Origin of the sequence: Neisseria bacilliformis (assembly GCF_014055025.1) — a bacterium.
Taxonomy (GTDB): domain Bacteria; phylum Pseudomonadota; class Gammaproteobacteria; order Burkholderiales; family Neisseriaceae; genus Neisseria; species Neisseria bacilliformis.
Window position 1 is genome coordinate 601,535 of sequence record NZ_CP059571.1, and the last position, 15,688, is coordinate 617,222.

The following is a 15,688-nucleotide window of genomic DNA, read 5'->3' on the forward strand; positions in this document are numbered from 1 at the left end:
GTTTCCTTTGTTTGCGCTTAGTCGGTTACGGGTTCGCCGTTGTCGCACAGCCAGCGGCGGCGGTCGAAATCGTAGCTGTAATACTCGAAGGGCAGCAGGGGGTCTTTGTAAAGGAGGCTGTGTTTTTTGAGGTCTTTCCAGTAGTTGTAGCGGACTTCAAAGCTGTCGGCAATATGCAGGCCGGCGGCTTCGAGGGTGTCGGGCAGGCGGCCGTTGGCGGTTCGGTAGTGTTCGACGGCGGCGGCGATGGCGGCCATGTCGCTGCGGGCGGCGCGGACGTAATAAATGTTGGTGCCGATCATAAACGCGGCGGCGGCCGACCAAATGAGGATGCGGAAGTTTTCCAGCCGCCGTGTCTGCGGGTGTTTGCGCGCTTTCCACCATGCGGCGGCGCGGACGACGGCGAGCAGCGGCAGGAAGAGGAAGAGCATGAAGCCGAACATTTTCTGGTTGAAGAAGAGGACGGCAAGGGCGGCGCAAACCAGTGTGGCGAGGTGCGGGGCGCAGGCTTTGGGGGGGTTCATATTGTGTTGTTTTCCGTAATGCGGTTTTTTCAGACGGCCTCTGTGCGGGGTGAGGCCGTCTGAAAAGGTTGGAACGCGTGCGTGGCTTGCGCCACACACCCTACCTTAGGCCAGAGGCCGTCTGAAAAGCCTGCACGCGGGTTTACAAATCATCTTTCCTCGCCAGCACTTTGCGCGCGCCGCCGACGTCGGCGGGGGAGACGACGCCGGCTTCTTCCAGCGCGTCCATCATGTTGGCGGCGCGGTTGTAGCCGATTTTGAGGTGGCGTTGCAGCGAGGAGATGGAGGTTTTGCGCGTTTCGATGACGAAGGCCACGGCGCGGTCGAACAGGTCGTCCGCGCCCATGTTGGGGTTGACGGCGTTGGCGGTTTCCATCGCGGCTTCGCCCGAAAGTAGGCCGTCCACGTAGTCGGCGGGTGCCTGGCGTTTGATGTGGGAGACGACTTCGTGCACTTCGTGGTCGGAAACAAACGCGCCCTGCAAGCGGGTGGGCTCGGCGTTGCCCGGCTGCAAAAACAAGAGGTCGCCGTATTTGAGCAGGTCTTCCGCGCCCATTTGGTCGAGGATGGTGCGGCTGTCGATTTTGCTCTGCACGGTGAAGGCCATGCGGGTGGGGATGTTGGCTTTGATCAGGCCGGTGATCACGTCCACGCTGGGGCGTTGGGTGGCGATGATGAGGTGGATGCCGGCGGCGCGGGCCTTTTGCGCGAGGCGGGCGATTTGCTGCTCCACGGCTTTGCGCTCGGTCATCATCAGGTCGGCCAGCTCGTCGATGACGACAACGATGAGCGGCAGTTTTTCCAACGGCTCGGGTTCGTCGGGGTTGAGGCTGAACGGGTTGGGGATTTTTTTCTCCGCGCTTGCCGCTTCGGCGATTTTTTCGTTGTAACCCGCGAGGTTGCGCACGCCCAGATGCGAGAGCAGGCGGTAGCGTTTTTCCATTTCGGCCACGCACCAGTTCAGCGCCTGCCCCGCTTCGCGCATGTCGGTAACCACGGGGCACAGCAGGTGCGGGATGCCGTCGTACACGGAAAGCTCGAGCATTTTCGGGTCGATCATGATGAAGCGCACTTCGTCGGGCTTGGCCTTGAACAGCATGGACATAATCATGCCGTTCACGCCCACTGATTTGCCCGAGCCGGTCATGCCCGCCACCAGAAGGTGCGGCATTTTGGCCAAGTCGCCCACCACCGGCACGCCGGCGATGTCCTTGCCCAGCGCGACGGTAAGCAGCGATTTGGCTTCGGCGAACACCGGCGAGGCGAGGATTTCGCGCAGGGTAACTTCCTGACGGCGGTCGTTGGGCAGCTCGATGCCCATGGTGTTGCGTCCGGCGATGGTTTCGACGATGCGCACCGACTGCAAGGACATCGAACGCGCCAAGTCTTTGGAAAGGCTGACAATCTGGCTGCCCTTCACTCCCTGCGCCGGTTCGATCTCGTAGCGGGTGATGACCGGGCCGGAGGTGGCCGACACCACCTGCACGTCGATGCCGAATTCCGCCAGCTTGCCTTCGATGCGCTCGGCAGTCTGTTCCAGCTTGTCGGGGTCGATGGGCAGGGCTTCGCTTTTGGGCGCGGCCAGAAGGCCGAGGGCGGGTTTGACGTATTCGCCGGACGGCGGCGGCACGGCTTCGCCTTCGCGGTCGAACAAGGCCGTCTGCACCGGCACCGGCGGGGTTACTTCAAGACGCGCGGCCTTGCGGTTGCTGCTGGCGGCGGCGGGGCGCGCCACCGGCTCGGCGGTAATGGTTTCCGCCTCCTTCACCATGCGGCGCGTGGTTTTCGCGTCGGGCATGTCCTGCCCCTTGATGTAGGCTGAACGGCGGCGCGTGGCCTTTTCCCACAGCCACTCGATGCGCGCGCCCAGGTTTTCCAGCATGTCCAGCCACGACACTTGCGCAACGAAAGAAAAGGCCAGCAAAACCAGCACCAGCGTAATCACAAAACTGCCGCTGCTGCCGAATAATTTGGCCGAAAGCCCGCCGAGCAGAAAGCCCGCCAGCCCGCCCGCGCCTACCGGCAGCGCGTCGCCCAGCTGCTGCTGCCACAGCGCGTATTCCAACACCGGACTGCACAGCAGCAGTCCCGCCAGCCCCGCCGAGGCCAGTTTCAGGCTGTACGGCCGCGCGTCGGGCGAGCGCGTCGGGCGGAAGTTTTTCCACAGCCACACCACCGCCGCCGCCACCAGCCACCACGAGGAAATGCCGAAAAGATAGTAGGACACGTCGGCGAAATACGCGCCGAACAGCCCGCCCAGATTGCGCGTTTCGCCGTCGGAGAGCACGCTGCGCGACCAGGCCGGATCGCCCATCTGGAAGCTGCCCAGCGCGACGGCGGCGTAAACGGTGAGCGTGAGGGCGAACAGCCACAGCGTGTCGCGCACGAGGTTGGACAAATGCTCCGCCCGCCGCCGCGCCGCCTCGTTGCCGGCCACGCTGCCGGGTTTGGGCGTGGTTTTGCTTTCGATTTTTTTAACGGACGCGCTGCGCCGGCGCGTGCCGGAGCCGGTGCGGCTTTCGGCGGCTTTGCGCGGTTTTTTCGGGGTTTCGGGTTTGCTGCTCATAAAGGACGGGAAGGATATTGAGGCCGTCTGAAAAGCACAGGCGGCGTGGAAAACGCGGAATTATAGAGCATTTTCGCCGCAGGCGTGGTTGGAGGCCGTCTGAAAGCGCGGCTTCGGCGCAGCCGAAACGGTTTTTCAGACGGCCTCAAAGGTTTACGGATAGCAGCCGCAGCCGAGGATGCAGGCTTGGCGCGCGCCGGTGGCCTGCGGGGGGTTGCTCGGGATTTTGCGCACCCAGCAGGCGGCCAGCCAGGCGAAGGCGGCGGCTTCGACCTGCTGGGGAGCGAGGCCGAGGGCGGCGGTGGACTGGATTTCGGCGTGCGGCAGGCGGCAGGCCAGTTCGGCCATGATGACGGGGTTGCGCACGCCGCCGCCGCAGACGTAGAGGCGGCGGCTTTCGGGTGCGGTGCGGCGGATGTCGGCGGCGGCGGTTTCCGCGGTGAAGGCGGCCAGAGTGCGCAGTACGTCGTGCGGGTTTTCGCCGCCGTTCAGGCGTTCGAGCAGGTAGGCGGGGGCGAAGAGTTCGCGGCCGGTGCTTTTGGGCGGTGTTTGTGCGAAATAGGGGTGGTCGAGCAGGCGGTTGAGCAGTTCGGGCAGGATGCGGCCTTGCGCGGCCTTTTCGCCGTTGTGGTCGTAGGGCTGCTGCCAGATGCGCTGTGTCCATGCGTCGGCAAGCATGTTGCCCGGGCCGGTGTCGAAGCCGAAGGCGGGGGCGTCGGGCGGCAGGACGCTGATGTTGGCAATGCCGCCGATGTTGAGCACGGCGCGGGTTTCGTCTGGCGCGGCAAACACGGCCTGGTGGAAGGCGGGCACGAGGGGCGCGCCCTGGCCGCCTGCGGCGATGTCGCGGCTGCGGAAGTCGCCGACGGCGGTGATGCCGGTGAGTTCGGCCAAAAGCGGCAGGTCGGCGAGTTGGACGCTGTATCCGTGTTCGGGGGCGTGGCGCACGGTTTGGCCGTGGCAGCCGAGGGCGGTGATGGCGGCGGGGGTGAGGTTTTGTTCGGACAGCAGGTTTTGCACGACGCGGGCGTAGAGGCGGGAGAGTTCCTGTGCGAGCAGGCGGCTGCGGTGGATTTCGTCTGTGCCGCTGTTTTGCAAGGCGAGCAGGTCGTTTTTCAGGCGGCCTGTGTAGGGAAGGAAGCTGTGCGCGTCGGCGGACAGGAAGCGGCTGCCGTCCATGCGGACGAGTACGGCATCCGCGCCGTCCATGCTGGTGCCGGACATGATGCCGATGTAGAGCTGGGTGGTCATAAAGGAGAGGCCGTCTGAACACGGCGGGGCGGGACAATCGGGCGCGTATTGTAGCGCGGTTGGCGGCTTGGGGAGGGGCGGCTTTTGCCGTTCGGGTAGGGTGTGTGGCGCAAGACACGCACGCGGTTTGGCTTTTTGGGGAAGGGCGCAGATTGGTCGGGCGGCGGGGAACGCGTGCGTCGCCTTGGGGCAACACACCCTACCTTGTCGGCCACGGGCGTTTTGGGGAGGCGGCTTGCCGATAAGGTTTGAGGCCGTCTGAAAACGAAGTTTCGACGCAGCCAAAAACGGATTTTGTTTTTTCAGACGGCCTTTAAGCAGAAAAAAGGTATGCGCCATACGCATACCTTTTTGTTTCGACCTTAGTTGCGGTGTTTAGAATTTGCCGCCGGAGGAGTTCACCATGTAGGTAACGGCCGCTTTGACTTCGTCGTCGGAGAGGGCTTCGTTGCCGCCTTTGGCGGGCATCATGCCTTTGTCGGTGAAGCCTTCGATGGCGTGTTTGAACAGGGTGTCTTTGCCTTTTTTGATGCGCGGCGCCCATTCGTCGTTGTGGGTGATGCGCGGGGTGTCGGGGATGGCGGAGGTGGCGGCGTGGCAGCCGAAGCACAGGCCGTCGAACACTTTTTTGCCTTCGGCCATCACGTCCGCGCCGGCGGCGGCGGGTGCGTCGGCTTTGGTGTCTTTCGCGCCTTCGGCCGGGGCGGAGGCTGCGCCGGAAGCGGCGGCTTCGGATGCACCGGAGGCGGGTGCGGCGGCCGGGGCTGCGTCGGGATCGGGGAAGTTGCCGCCGGACTGGTTGGCCATGTAGACGATGGCGCGTTTGAGTTCGAGCTCGGTCAGGTCGGACTGGCCGCCTTTGGCAGGCATGGCGTTAAAGCCGTTCCAGGCGTGGTCGAACAGGGTTTGCAGACCCTGGGCGATGCGCGGCGCCCAGTCGGCGTTGTGGGTGATTTTCGGGGCGTTGGGGGTTGCGCTGTCGGCACCGTGGCACTGGATGCAGACTTTGGCGAAGATTTTGTCGCCTTTGCGTTCGCCGACGGGCACGCCGTCGCCTTCGGTGATCGCGCCCTGGGGCTGGATGCGGGTTTGGACGGCGGCGGCGGTGGATTGTTCTACTGTGCCGGGCTGGTAGCCGCTGGTGGCCAGGCGGACGAGAAAGAAGAGGGTGGCCAAAAGGATGACGATGCCGCCGATGAGGTTGAACAGGGCGGAACCGCGGGCGTTTCTGGTGGAGGGTTGGTACATGTTTTAAGCCTCGCCGTTTTTGGTTGTGGTGGTTTGTGGTGGGGATTTGTTATGCGTTAATATCAATTAACATTAATTTGCGGATTATACTGAATCGGCCATGTCTTTCCAATCTTTAAAGTTTGGCTTACCTCAAAAAAACTGTGGAAACGGCCGTGTGTTGCAAAGGCGGGCGCGGATTTTGCCAAACGCGGGAATTGTGGGATAATGCGCGGCTTCCGTACCCGTAGCTCAGTTGGAAGAGTGTCGGTTTCCGAAGCCGAAGGTCGCTGGTTCGATCCCAGTCGGGTGCGCCATATCCGTTCAAAAGGCCGTCTGAAAACCTGTTTTCAGACGGCCTTTTTCCTGTCCGCGCGGCCGTGCGAGCATTCTGTGCTTGCCTGCGGCGCGGGTTTGCGTTATCTTATGCGCCCTTTACTTTTTTAAACACTTTGCGCTCCAATCCGATTTGGAAGCCCGCCAGCTGTCGCCGGTCATCCGTTCGCGTACCCTAAACCGCCGTTCGGAAATCCGCCATTACCCTTGTATTGCGAAGCCCGGGTTTGTTATCGGTTTGCAGGCAGAATAAAAGAGGCCGTCATGCAATTATCAGGTGCACAAATCCTTGTGCAGAGTCTGAAAGCGGAAAACGTGGAATACGTTTTCGGCTATCCCGGCGGCGCGGTGTTGGAAATCTACGACGCGCTGTTCCAATTAAACAAGTTCAAACACATTCTGGTACGCCACGAGCAGGCTGCGGTGCACGCCGCCGACGCCTATGCCCGCGTCAGCGGCAAGGTGGGCGTGGCTCTGGTTACGTCCGGCCCGGGCGCGACCAACGCCATCACCGGCATCGCCACGGCGTATTCCGATTCGATTCCGCTGGTGGTGATTTCCGGCCAGGTCGGCTCGCCCGCCATCGGCTCGGACGCGTTCCAGGAAATCGACATGGTGGGCGTGTCGCGCCCGTGCGTAAAGCACAATTTCCTGGTTACCGACATCAACGATCTGACCGTTACGGTGAAAAAAGCCTTCCAAATCGCCCGCACGGGGCGGCCGGGGCCGGTGGTGATCGACATCGCCAAGGACGTTACGCAGGCGATGGCCAAATTCAGCTATCCGCAGGAAGACATTTTCATCCGCTCCTACCAGCCGGTGCTCAACGGGCACACGGGGCAGATTAAAAAGGCGGTGCAGATGCTGGCGGCGGCCAAACGCCCCGTGGTGTATTTCGGCGGCGGCGTGGTGCTGGGCAACGCCGCGCAGGAGCTGGCCGATTTCGTCCGCCTCACCGGCGCGCCCTGCACGGCGACGCTGATGGGCTTGGGCGGCTATCCGTCCGGCGACAGGCAGTATCTGGGCATGCTGGGCATGCACGGCACATACGAAGCCAATCTGGCGATGCAGAATGCCGACGTGGTGCTGGCCGTGGGCGCGCGTTTCGACGACCGTGTGGTGTCCGTGCCGGCGAAGTTTCTCGAGAAACCGAAAAAAATCATCCATATCGACATCGATCCTTCCAGCATTTCCAAGCGCGTCCACGCCGACGTGCCGATTGTGGGCGACGTGAAAAACGTGCTGCGCGAGATGGCCGCCCTGTGGCGCAAGCAGGAATTGCAGGCCAATGAAGCTGCGCTGGCAAAATGGTGGCAGGACATCGAATCCTGGCGCGCGCGCAACTGCCTGCTGCTGCCCGAGAGCGACGTGATTCTGCCGCAGATGGTGGTGAAAACGCTGGCCGAAGTAACCGGCGGCGACGCCGTCATCACCTCCGACGTCGGCCAGCACCAAATGTTCGCCGCCCAGTTTTACCCGTTCAAACGCCCGCGCCAGTGGCTCAATTCCGGCGGGCAGGGCACGATGGGCGTCGGCCTGCCCTATGCGATGGGCGCGTATCTGGCCGACCGGTCAAAAGACGTGTGCTGCATCACCGGCGAAGGCTCGATCCAGATGAACATCCAGGAATTGTCTACCTGTTTCCAATACCGCCTGCCGATCAAAACCGTCTGCCTGAACAACGGCTATCTGGGCATGGTGCGCCAGTGGCAGGAGCTTTATTACGGCGAGCGCGAGTCGGAAACCTATTTCTCCTCGCTGCCCGATTTCGTGAAGCTGGCCGAAGCCTACGGCCATGTCGGCATGAGGATAGAAAAGCCCGCCGACGTCGAAGGCGCGCTGCGCGAAGCCCTAGCCCTGAAAGACCGTTTTGTGTTCATGGACTTCATCACCGACAAAAAACAAAACGTCTTCCCCATGGTGGGCAACGGCAAGGGTCTGGACGAAATGGTGCTGCCGCCGCACATGCGCGAGCGCAAGGCCGACAGCGACGTGAACGACGTCCACGACAGACACTACGACACAAGGAGCGTGCCATGAGACACATCTTATCCGTGCTGATGGAAAACGAATCGGGCGCGATGAGCCGCGTGGTCGGCCTGTTTTCCGCGCGCGGCTACAACATCGACTCGCTCTCCGTGTCCGCCACCGAAGACCCCACCCTCTCGCGCATGACCATCGTTACCCAGGGCAGCGGCGTGGTCATCGAGCAAATCACCAAGCAGCTCAACAAACTGATCGAAGTGGTGAAAGTGGTCGATTTGAACGAAAGCCGTTTTGTCGAGCGCGAGCTGATGCTGGTAAAAGTGCGCGCGCTGGGCAAAGACCGCGACGAAATCCTGCGCCTTGCCGAAATCTATCGCGGCCACATCGTCGATGTCAGCGAAAAAAGCTACACCGTCGAAGTAACCGGCACCACGGAAAAACTCGATTCCTTCCTCGAAGCCGCCGGAGGCCACCTGATACTCGAGACCGTGCGCACCGGCGCGGCCGGCATCGGGCGCGGCGAGAGGATTTTGAAAATCTGATTTTTCAGACGGCCTCAAAGGCGTTGAGGCCGTCTGAAAACATCCGCCCCGCCGCTTTCCAACCATCCGATACAAGGAGCGTATCCATGAGCAACATCAAAATCGCGGCAACCATCGCCGTCCGTCCCGAACACCGCGCCGAGCTGCTTGCCGTCTTCACCGCACTGGTGTCCGCCAGCCGCAGCGAAGAGGGCAACCTGCGCTACGACCTGCACCAAGACCTGAACGACGAAAACCGCTTCGTCTTCTTTGAAAACTGGCGCGACCGGGCCGCCGTGGACAGCCACAACGCCAGCGCGCATTTCCAAAACTTCCTCAAAGCCATCGACGGCAAAACCCAAGCCGTAGACATCGTGCTGCTGAAAGACGTGTCCGACAACGGCAACTGAACCCGTTTATCCAACCCCATCCCCAATAAAGGAAACAAAATGCAAGTTTATTACGACAAAGACGCCGACCTCTCCCTGATCAAAGGCAAAACCGTCGCCATCATCGGCTACGGCTCGCAAGGCCACGCCCACGCCGCCAACCTGAAAGACTCCGGCGTAAACGTCGTCGTCGGCCTGCGCCAAGGCGGTTCTTGGAAAAAAGCCGAAGCGGCCGGTTTTGAAGTGCTGCCGGTTGCCGACGCCACCAAAAAAGCCGACGTGGTGATGATTCTGCTGCCCGACGAAAACCAGCCCGTCGTGTACAAAAACGAAATCGAGCCCAACCTGAAACAGGGCGCGGTATTGGCATTTGCCCACGGCTTCAACGTGCATTACAACCAAATCGTACCCCGCGCCGACTTGGATGTTGTGATGATCGCCCCCAAAGGCCCCGGCCACACCGTGCGCAGCGAGTTCCTCAAAGGCGGCGGCGTGCCCTCGCTGATTGCCGTTTACCAAGACAAATCCGGCAAAGCCCGCGACATCGCCCTCTCTTATGCCGCAGCCAACGGCGGCACCAAAGGCGGCGTGATTGAAACCAACTTCCGCGAAGAAACCGAAACCGACCTGTTCGGCGAACAGGCCGTATTGTGCGGCGGCGTGGTCGAGCTGATCAAAACCGGTTTTGAAACGCTGGTCGAAGCCGGTTACGCCCCCGAAATGGCCTATTTCGAGTGCCTGCACGAGATGAAGCTCATCGTCGACCTGATCTACGAAGGCGGCATCGCCAACATGAACTACTCCATCTCCAACAACGCCGAATACGGCGAATACGTTACCGGCGTGGAAGTGATCAACAGCCAGTCGCGCGAAGCCATGCGCAACGCCCTCAAACGCATCCAAACCGGCGAATACGCCAAAATGTTCATCCAGGAAGGCGCAAGCAACTACCCGAGCATGACCGCCCGCCGCCGTCTGACTGCCGACCACCAAATCGAGCAGGTCGGAGCGAAACTGCGCGGCATGATGCCGTGGATTGCCAAAAACAAACTGGTGGATTTGGATAAAAACTAAACCGCTGCTTTGAATAGAAAGAGGCCGTCTGAAAACCGTGTTGCAAGGTTTCCAGACGGCCTCTGCTGTTAAGGTAGGGTGTGTCGCCCCAAGGCGACGCACGCGTTTTCGGAGTTTGCGGGAAGCGTGAGGATTGGTTGCATAGGATAGACCGCGTGCGTGGCTTGCGCCACACACCCTACCTTAGCGGCGGAGGCTGTCTAAAAAACGGAATATGCTTTTCAGACGGCCTCTTGTTTCTCAAATGTCCGCGCCGCCGCTGTTTTCCAAAGGCTCTTGCGTTTCCGCCGCACTCCGAAAACTGCGTGCGTGGCTGCGCCACACACCCTACCTAACGATGGAGACCGTCTGAAAATTCGTTTTCAGACGGCCTTTTTGTATGCGCGGCGGGTCAGCGTCGTAGGTCGGATTCTTGAATCCGACGTTTTCCACAGAATCATCCGGTCGCGCAGGATGTCGGATACAAGTATCCGACCTACGATCTCTGAAAAAGCGTTTTGACGTTTTTCAGACGGCCTCTCTGTCTGCGCGGGTGTCAGTTTTCTTCGCTTTCGGTGTCGGCTGCGTCGCTTTTGCCCTGGCGGCGGGAGAACTGGATGCCGAGTTGTTTGAGTTTGCGGTAGAGGTGGGTGCGCTCCAAGCCGACTTTTTGGGCGACGCGGCTCATGTTTTGGCCTTCCTGCGAGATGTGGTACTCGAAGTAGCGGCGTTCGAGTTCTTCGCGCAGTTCGCGCAGGGGGAGGTTGAAGTCGAGGCCGGCGGTGTTGTCGTCGGGGGTTTGCGCACGGGTGCGGCCGAGGAGGGCGGCGGCGGCGGTTTCGTCGATTTCGTTTTGTCCGGCGGCGAGGATGAGGTCGCGCACGGTGTCGTGCAGTTGGGCGTAGTTGCCCGGCCAGGTGTGCTGGCGCAGTTGGGCGAGCGCGCCGGGGGTGAAGGCGGCGACGGGGATTTTCTGGGTTTCAGACAGTTCGGCGGCGATGCGGGCGATGAGGAAGGGGATGTCGTCGGCTTGGGCGCGCAGGGGGGGGATGCGGATGCACAGGCCGGAGAGGAGGGCGGCGAGGCGGCCGTCGTGGGCGGGGTGTTCGAGCATTTCTTCGGGGAGGAGGGTGCTGGGGCAGATGATGCGGACGTTTTGTTTGTCGGCTTTGCCCAAGAGCAGGAGGATGCCTTGCTGGATGTTTTTGCTGTATTGGGCGATGTCGTGGAGGAAGAGGACGCCGCCTGCGGCTTTTTGCAGCAGTTCGGCGGGGGTGTCGACGATGTGTTCGGTTTTTTCGGGCACAACCCAAGGGGTGCCGGCTTTGTGGAAGTAGCGGGCGACAGTTTCAAAGGGGGAGCCGGCTTCGCCGCAGAGGAGGACGGAGCCGCTTTGGCGGACGGCGGTTTCGATGCGGCGGTTCATTTCCTGGACGGCGGGGCTGTTGCCGAGGCGGTCGAGGGAGGGGCCGGCGGCGGTCTGCATTTCGCCGTATTTGAGGGCGCGTTCGACGGTAGCGAGGAGTTTTTTGAGGGCGATGGGTTTTTCAAGGAAGTCCATCGCGCCGATTTTGGTGGCTTCTACGGCGGTGTCGATGCTGGCGTGGCCGCTCATCATGACGACGGGCATGGTGAGCTGGCCGTTTTTGGCCCATTCTTTGAGGAGGGTGATGCCGTCGCAGTCGGGCATCCAGATGTCGAGCAGCACCATGGCGGGGCGGGTGCGGTTGCGCAGGCGGCGGGCTTCTTCGGCGTTTTCGGCAAGGGCGACGGTGTAGCCTTCGTCTTGCAGGATGTCGGAGAGGAGGTCGCGGATGCCGATTTCGTCGTCCACAATCAGGATGTCGTTACTTCTCATGTTCGCTTTCTGCCAGTGCGGGTAGGGTGATGGTGATGCACGCGCCGCCTTCGGGCGGGTTGGCCGCTTCGATGCGGCCGCCATGCTCTTCGATGATTTTTTTGACCACGGGCAGGCCGAGGCCGGTGCCGGTCGGTTTGTCGGTTACGTAGGGCTCGAATGCGTTGTGCAGCATTTCGGGGCTGAAACTTTTGCCGTTGTTGGCGACGGTGAGGATGATTTCGCCGCCGTGGTGTTCGGTGCGCACCAGCACGCGCGGGTGTTCTGCGGTTTCGGCCGCTTCGGCGGCGTTTTTGAAGAGGTTGTGCAGAACTTGGCGCATGGCGGTGGTGTCGGCGTCGGCCATGGCGGGTATCTTACTCAACTGCGCTTCAAATGTACACGCGCCGCCTTCGTAGAGCAGGCGCACTTCTTCTATCAGGCGGTTGAGGTCTTGTTTTTGCGGTTTGAGGTCGGGGGCGCGGGCGTAGTTGCGGAAGGCTTCAACCATTTCCTGCATGGCTTCGACTTGTTTGACGATGGTGTCGGTGCTGCGGGTGAGGATTTGGGCGTCTGCGCCGTCGAGTTTGTCGTGCAGTTTCCAGGCCAGGCGTTCGGCGGAGAGGCGGATGGGGGTGAGGGGGTTGCGGATTTCGTGGGCGAGGCGTTTGGCCACTTCGCCCCAGGCGGCTTCTTTTTGGGCGCGCACGGAGAGGGTGATGTCGTCGAATACGAGGACGAGGCCGCCGCCGTTGTCGGCGGGCAGGGGGGCGGCTTTGGCCAGCAGGATGCGGGGGCTGCCGCCTTCGGGGGTGTAGGCCGTCTGAATGCTGCGGCCGGTTTGGGCGGAGACGGTTTGGAAGAGGGCGGCCAGTTCGGCGTATTGCGGCACGTCCTGCGGCCAGTCGTGCCAGCTGCTGCCGGCCATTTCGGAGAGGGGCAGGCCGAGGATGTGTTCCGCGCTGCGGTTGAGGGTTTTCAGACGGCCTTTTTCGTCGAAGGTGATGACGCCGGCGGTGAGGCTTTCGAGCACGGTTTCGAGGTAGTGGCGGGCGGCTTCCTGTTTGAGGCGGTTGAGTTTTTCCGCGTCGCTGGCGATGGCGAGCTGTTCGGTCATGTGGTTGAACAGGCGGGTGAGGCGGCCGAGCTCGTCGTTGCGGTAAACGGGGCGGCGTTGGGTGAAGTCGCCTTCGGCCACGGCCTGCGCGCCTTCGGAGAGCGAGAGGATGGGTTCGATGAAGCGGCGGGAAAAATAGAGGGCGATGACCAGCGCGAGCATGACGGAAAGCAGGGCGGCGGCCAGCAGGGTGATGAGGAAGAAGGTTTGCAGGCCCTGTTTGGCGTAGGTGAGTTCGGCGTATTTGCTGCGGGCCGCTTCGATGAGTTCGGCGTCGCGGGCGACGTTGGCGGGCACAGGCCGTCTGAAAAACAGTGCCTGTTCGCCGCCGTCGGCCTGCGGGGGCAGGGCGAGCCAGCCTTGGGCGTAGAGGCGGCCGTTGAGGCTGACGATGGCGCGGGCGGAGCCGGTTTGGGCGAGGGCGGCGGCAACGCCGTTTTCCGGCTGCGGCAGGGGCAGTTTGTTTTCGTTGCGCACCAGTTCGGTGCGGCCGCTTTGCGGGTGGTAGATGCCGATTTGCGGGAAGGAGGCGGCTTCGCCGCTGCGACGCAGGATGTCGGCCGCGCTGCCGCCCATCGCCGTGCCGCTGATGATTTGGATCTGCACCACGGCGGCCTGGCGCACGCTTTGGTCGAGGGCGGCGTCGAGGGCGGACTTGCTGAGGGTGAGGCTGCTTTCGAGTGCCTGGGCGGTGTCGTTGCCGAACCAGGATTTGATGCTGTACGAGATGAATTGGGCGGACACGCCGGCGAGGAAGAGGCCGGGCAGCACGGCCACGAGGGCGAACATCAGGGCGAGGCGGCGGGCGAGGCGCGAGCCGAGCATGTTTTGCTGGCTGTGGCGCAGCAGCAGCCAGCCGTAGCGCAGCACCAGTATCAGCAGCACCGACACCATCAGGCCGGCGGCGGCGATGATGCCCCAGAAATACTGCGAGAGCGAGCTGTCGCTGCCGGTGGCGACGGTGAGGGCGTACACGATGGCGGCGCAAATCAGGGCGAGCAGGAACAGGTAGCGGCGGTGCATGGTTCAGCCCCTGCTGACGGAAAGCGGTTTCCAGCCGGAATCGAGCTGCCAGTTTTTCGCTGTGATGGCGTTGATTTGGAAGGGTTTGGGCAGCTGCACGGTGCTGAGGGAGAGGCGGATTTCGGCGCGGATTTCGGCCAGCTCGGTGTCGGCCAGCGTGCCCGAGGGCAGTACGCGCCAGCCGGCAATCGCGCCGATGGCGCGCAGGGCGGTGTCGAGCGAGGCGTATTCGGTGGAAAAGGTGCCGACGGTTACGCGGTAGCGGTTGGTGAGCGGGTGGAAGGAGAGTTTGTAGGAGACGTTGTTGTCGCTGCCGACAAGCTGGCCGAGTTTGAATTTGTAGGCGGCCACGGTGGGCGCGGAGAGCTGGTAGCTGAGGGTGAAATGCAGCGGCACGCCCTGTTTCAGAGCCTGTTTGAGCGGGTCGGGCAGCTCGGTGTGGAAGCGGCTGCTGACATCGAGCTGCCCCGTGGCGGTGAGCACCGCCGTGCTGCGGGTGGGGGCGATGCCTTCGGCGGCGGCGGGAGACGGCTTCAACAGCAGCAAAACGATTGCGGCCGCCGCGAACAGGACGCGGAGCGGTTTAAGGCTGTTTTCGGATAAGCGCGTAATAAAAGCCATCTTGTTTCGGGGTGGGCAGCAGGGTTTGCGGCGCGGCGCAGGCGGCGTCGGCGTGGCGGCGCAGGAAGTTTTGCAGTTGGAGGTCGTTTTCTTCGGTGAACAGCGAGCAGGTGGCAAACAGCATTCTGCCGCCGGGCTTTACCACCGTCCACAGCGCGTCGAGCAGGCTTTCCTGCTGACGGGCGGTTTTGAGCGCATCGCCCGGGCGGCGCAGCCATTTGATGTCGGGATTGCGGCGCACCACGCCCGAGGCCGTGCAGGGCACGTCGGCCAGCACCGCGTCAAACGGCCTGCCATCATACCATGCCGCCAAATCCCGCGCATCGGCGCAGACCGTGGAGGCCGTCTGAAAACCGAGGCGCGCCAGGTTGTCTTCCACTCTTTTCAGACGGCCTCTGTCGATGTCCAGCGCAGTGATGTCGCAGTCGGCGGTTTCCAAAATATGCCCCGTTTTTCCGCCCGGCGCGGCGCAGGCGTCGAGAATGCGCTCGCCGTTTCGCGGTTGCAGAATGTACGCCGCCTGCTGTGCGCCGAAATCCTGCACCGACACGAGGCCGTCTGAAAAACCGGGCAGGCTGTGCACCGGCACGGCGGCTTCCAGCGTTACCGCGCAGTCGTCCAAAGCCTTGGCGGCGATGCCCGCTGCGGCGAGTTCGGCCAGATAGCTTTCGGCGTTGCCGTGGCGGCGGTTGACGCGCAGGGTCATGGGCGGGTGGAGCTGGAATGCCGTTACGATGTTGTTCCAGTGTTTCGGATAGTGGTTGCGCAGATAGTCGAGCCACCAGCGCGGCAGGTTGTATTTGGCCACGTCGTCTTTTTTGTACGAAGCCGCCAGCCTGTCGCGCTCGCGCAGAAAACGGCGCAGGATGGCGTTGGCAAACGAGCAGTATTGCCCGCGCCCGATTTTGGCAATGGCTTCCACGGCCTCGTTTACCACCGCATGCGGCGCGTTGCGCGTGTAATGGAGCTGGTAGAGCGCGGCCAGCAGCAGGCTTTCGAGCTCGCGGTTGTCCACCGGCTTTTTCAGCATGTGCGAGAGCATGTGTTTCAAACTGCCGAGATAACGCTGGCAGCCGTAGGCGATGTCTTGCAACGTGCCGTTTTCCTGCGCGGAAAGTTCGGGATGCGCGGCGCGGATGCGCTCGAGTACATCTTGCAGGTTTTGCCCTGCGGCCACGGCGGCAACGGATTGGGCGGCGAGTTTTTGGGCGAGAGCCATGCTCATGGGTTTGGGATT

The 15,688-nt window shown here is 62.3% G+C and carries 12 protein-coding genes and 1 tRNA gene; 5 read left to right on the forward strand and 8 right to left on the reverse strand.

The annotated features are described in order from the left end of the window. Window positions 1-17 precede the first annotated feature (17 nt). From H3L91_RS03030 to H3L91_RS03045, 4 genes are all read right to left on the reverse strand, one after another. Window positions 18-524 (reverse strand): hypothetical protein, encoded by a 507-nt coding sequence (locus H3L91_RS03030; RefSeq protein WP_007342011.1) that lies wholly within the window; start codon window positions 522-524, stop codon window positions 18-20. Between the two features lie 142 nt (window positions 525-666). Next, window positions 667-3,090: a DNA translocase FtsK gene (locus H3L91_RS03035; RefSeq protein WP_007342012.1), complete on the reverse strand. Its 2,424-nt coding sequence runs from the start codon at window positions 3,088-3,090 to the stop codon at window positions 667-669. A 153-nt stretch (window positions 3,091-3,243) separates the two neighbouring features. After that, on the reverse strand, window positions 3,244-4,341 hold the full coding sequence (locus tag H3L91_RS03040; RefSeq protein WP_040658705.1) for an anhydro-N-acetylmuramic acid kinase: 1,098 nt from the start codon (window positions 4,339-4,341) through the stop codon (window positions 3,244-3,246). Window positions 4,342-4,716: 375 nt separating this feature from the next. After that, complete coding sequence (locus tag H3L91_RS03045) at window positions 4,717-5,589, reverse strand: c-type cytochrome (protein WP_182109869.1); 873 nt, start codon at window positions 5,587-5,589, stop codon at window positions 4,717-4,719. A 220-nt stretch (window positions 5,590-5,809) separates the two neighbouring features. Here H3L91_RS03045 and H3L91_RS03050 point away from each other — a divergent pair. The 5 genes from H3L91_RS03050 to ilvC all read left to right on the forward strand — a co-directional run bounded on the left by H3L91_RS03050 (window position 5,810) and on the right by ilvC (window position 9,874). Continuing rightward, a tRNA-Arg gene (locus H3L91_RS03050) sits at window positions 5,810-5,885 on the forward strand. Window positions 5,886-6,168: 283 nt separating this feature from the next. Continuing rightward, a complete protein-coding gene (ilvB, locus tag H3L91_RS03055; protein ID WP_007342016.1) occupies window positions 6,169-7,944 on the forward strand; it encodes a biosynthetic-type acetolactate synthase large subunit in 1,776 nt (591 codons plus the stop codon). Continuing rightward, a complete protein-coding gene (ilvN, locus tag H3L91_RS03060) occupies window positions 7,941-8,432 on the forward strand; it encodes an acetolactate synthase small subunit (protein ID WP_007342017.1) in 492 nt (163 codons plus the stop codon). The genes ilvB and ilvN overlap by 4 nt, the downstream gene beginning before the upstream one ends. Before the next feature lie 86 nt (window positions 8,433-8,518). Then, complete coding sequence (locus H3L91_RS03065) at window positions 8,519-8,821, forward strand: putative quinol monooxygenase (RefSeq protein ID WP_007342018.1); 303 nt, start codon at window positions 8,519-8,521, stop codon at window positions 8,819-8,821. A 39-nt stretch (window positions 8,822-8,860) separates the two neighbouring features. Beyond that, complete coding sequence (gene ilvC / locus H3L91_RS03070) at window positions 8,861-9,874, forward strand: ketol-acid reductoisomerase (RefSeq protein WP_007342019.1); 1,014 nt, start codon at window positions 8,861-8,863, stop codon at window positions 9,872-9,874. Window positions 9,875-10,409: 535 nt separating this feature from the next. Here ilvC and H3L91_RS03075 read toward each other — a convergent pair. From H3L91_RS03075 to rsmB, 4 genes are read right to left on the reverse strand one after another with little or no spacing between them, the layout of a single operon-like run. Further along, window positions 10,410-11,711 carry a sigma-54-dependent transcriptional regulator gene (locus tag H3L91_RS03075; protein ID WP_007342021.1) on the reverse strand — a complete coding sequence of 434 codons (1,302 nt, stop codon included), beginning with the start codon at window positions 11,709-11,711 and terminating at the stop codon, window positions 10,410-10,412. Next, entirely contained in the window at window positions 11,701-13,830 is a 2,130-nt protein-coding gene (locus tag H3L91_RS03080; RefSeq protein WP_007342022.1) for a sensor histidine kinase, read from the reverse strand. Before H3L91_RS03080 ends, H3L91_RS03075 begins: the two co-directional genes overlap by 11 nt. A 3-nt stretch (window positions 13,831-13,833) precedes the next feature. After that, complete coding sequence (locus H3L91_RS03085) at window positions 13,834-14,451, reverse strand: DUF4390 domain-containing protein (protein ID WP_007342023.1); 618 nt, start codon at window positions 14,449-14,451, stop codon at window positions 13,834-13,836. Then, window positions 14,414-15,676, reverse strand: coding sequence for a 16S rRNA (cytosine(967)-C(5))-methyltransferase RsmB (rsmB, locus tag H3L91_RS03090; RefSeq protein ID WP_040658710.1), 1,263 nt, complete (start codon window positions 15,674-15,676; stop codon window positions 14,414-14,416). The genes H3L91_RS03085 and rsmB overlap by 38 nt, the downstream gene beginning before the upstream one ends. Window positions 15,677-15,688 lie beyond the last annotated feature (12 nt).

Coding starts and splice junctions, on each gene's coding strand:
- H3L91_RS03085 (WP_007342023.1), bottom strand. CDS start 14,451: ATGGCTTTTATTACGCGCTTATCCGAAAACAGCCTTAAACCGCTCCGC.
- H3L91_RS03045 (WP_182109869.1), bottom strand. CDS start 5,589: ATGTACCAACCCTCCACCAGAAACGCCCGCGGTTCCGCCCTGTTCAAC.
- ilvC (WP_007342019.1), top strand. CDS start 8,861: ATGCAAGTTTATTACGACAAAGACGCCGACCTCTCCCTGATCAAAGGC.
- H3L91_RS03080 (WP_007342022.1), bottom strand. CDS start 13,830: ATGCACCGCCGCTACCTGTTCCTGCTCGCCCTGATTTGCGCCGCCATC.
- H3L91_RS03035 (WP_007342012.1), bottom strand. CDS start 3,090: ATGAGCAGCAAACCCGAAACCCCGAAAAAACCGCGCAAAGCCGCCGAA.
- H3L91_RS03030 (WP_007342011.1), bottom strand. CDS start 524: ATGAACCCCCCCAAAGCCTGCGCCCCGCACCTCGCCACACTGGTTTGC.
- ilvB (WP_007342016.1), top strand. CDS start 6,169: ATGCAATTATCAGGTGCACAAATCCTTGTGCAGAGTCTGAAAGCGGAA.
- rsmB (WP_040658710.1), bottom strand. CDS start 15,676: ATGAGCATGGCTCTCGCCCAAAAACTCGCCGCCCAATCCGTTGCCGCC.
- ilvN (WP_007342017.1), top strand. CDS start 7,941: ATGAGACACATCTTATCCGTGCTGATGGAAAACGAATCGGGCGCGATG.
- H3L91_RS03040 (WP_040658705.1), bottom strand. CDS start 4,341: ATGACCACCCAGCTCTACATCGGCATCATGTCCGGCACCAGCATGGAC.
- H3L91_RS03065 (WP_007342018.1), top strand. CDS start 8,519: ATGAGCAACATCAAAATCGCGGCAACCATCGCCGTCCGTCCCGAACAC.
- H3L91_RS03075 (WP_007342021.1), bottom strand. CDS start 11,711: ATGAGAAGTAACGACATCCTGATTGTGGACGACGAAATCGGCATCCGC.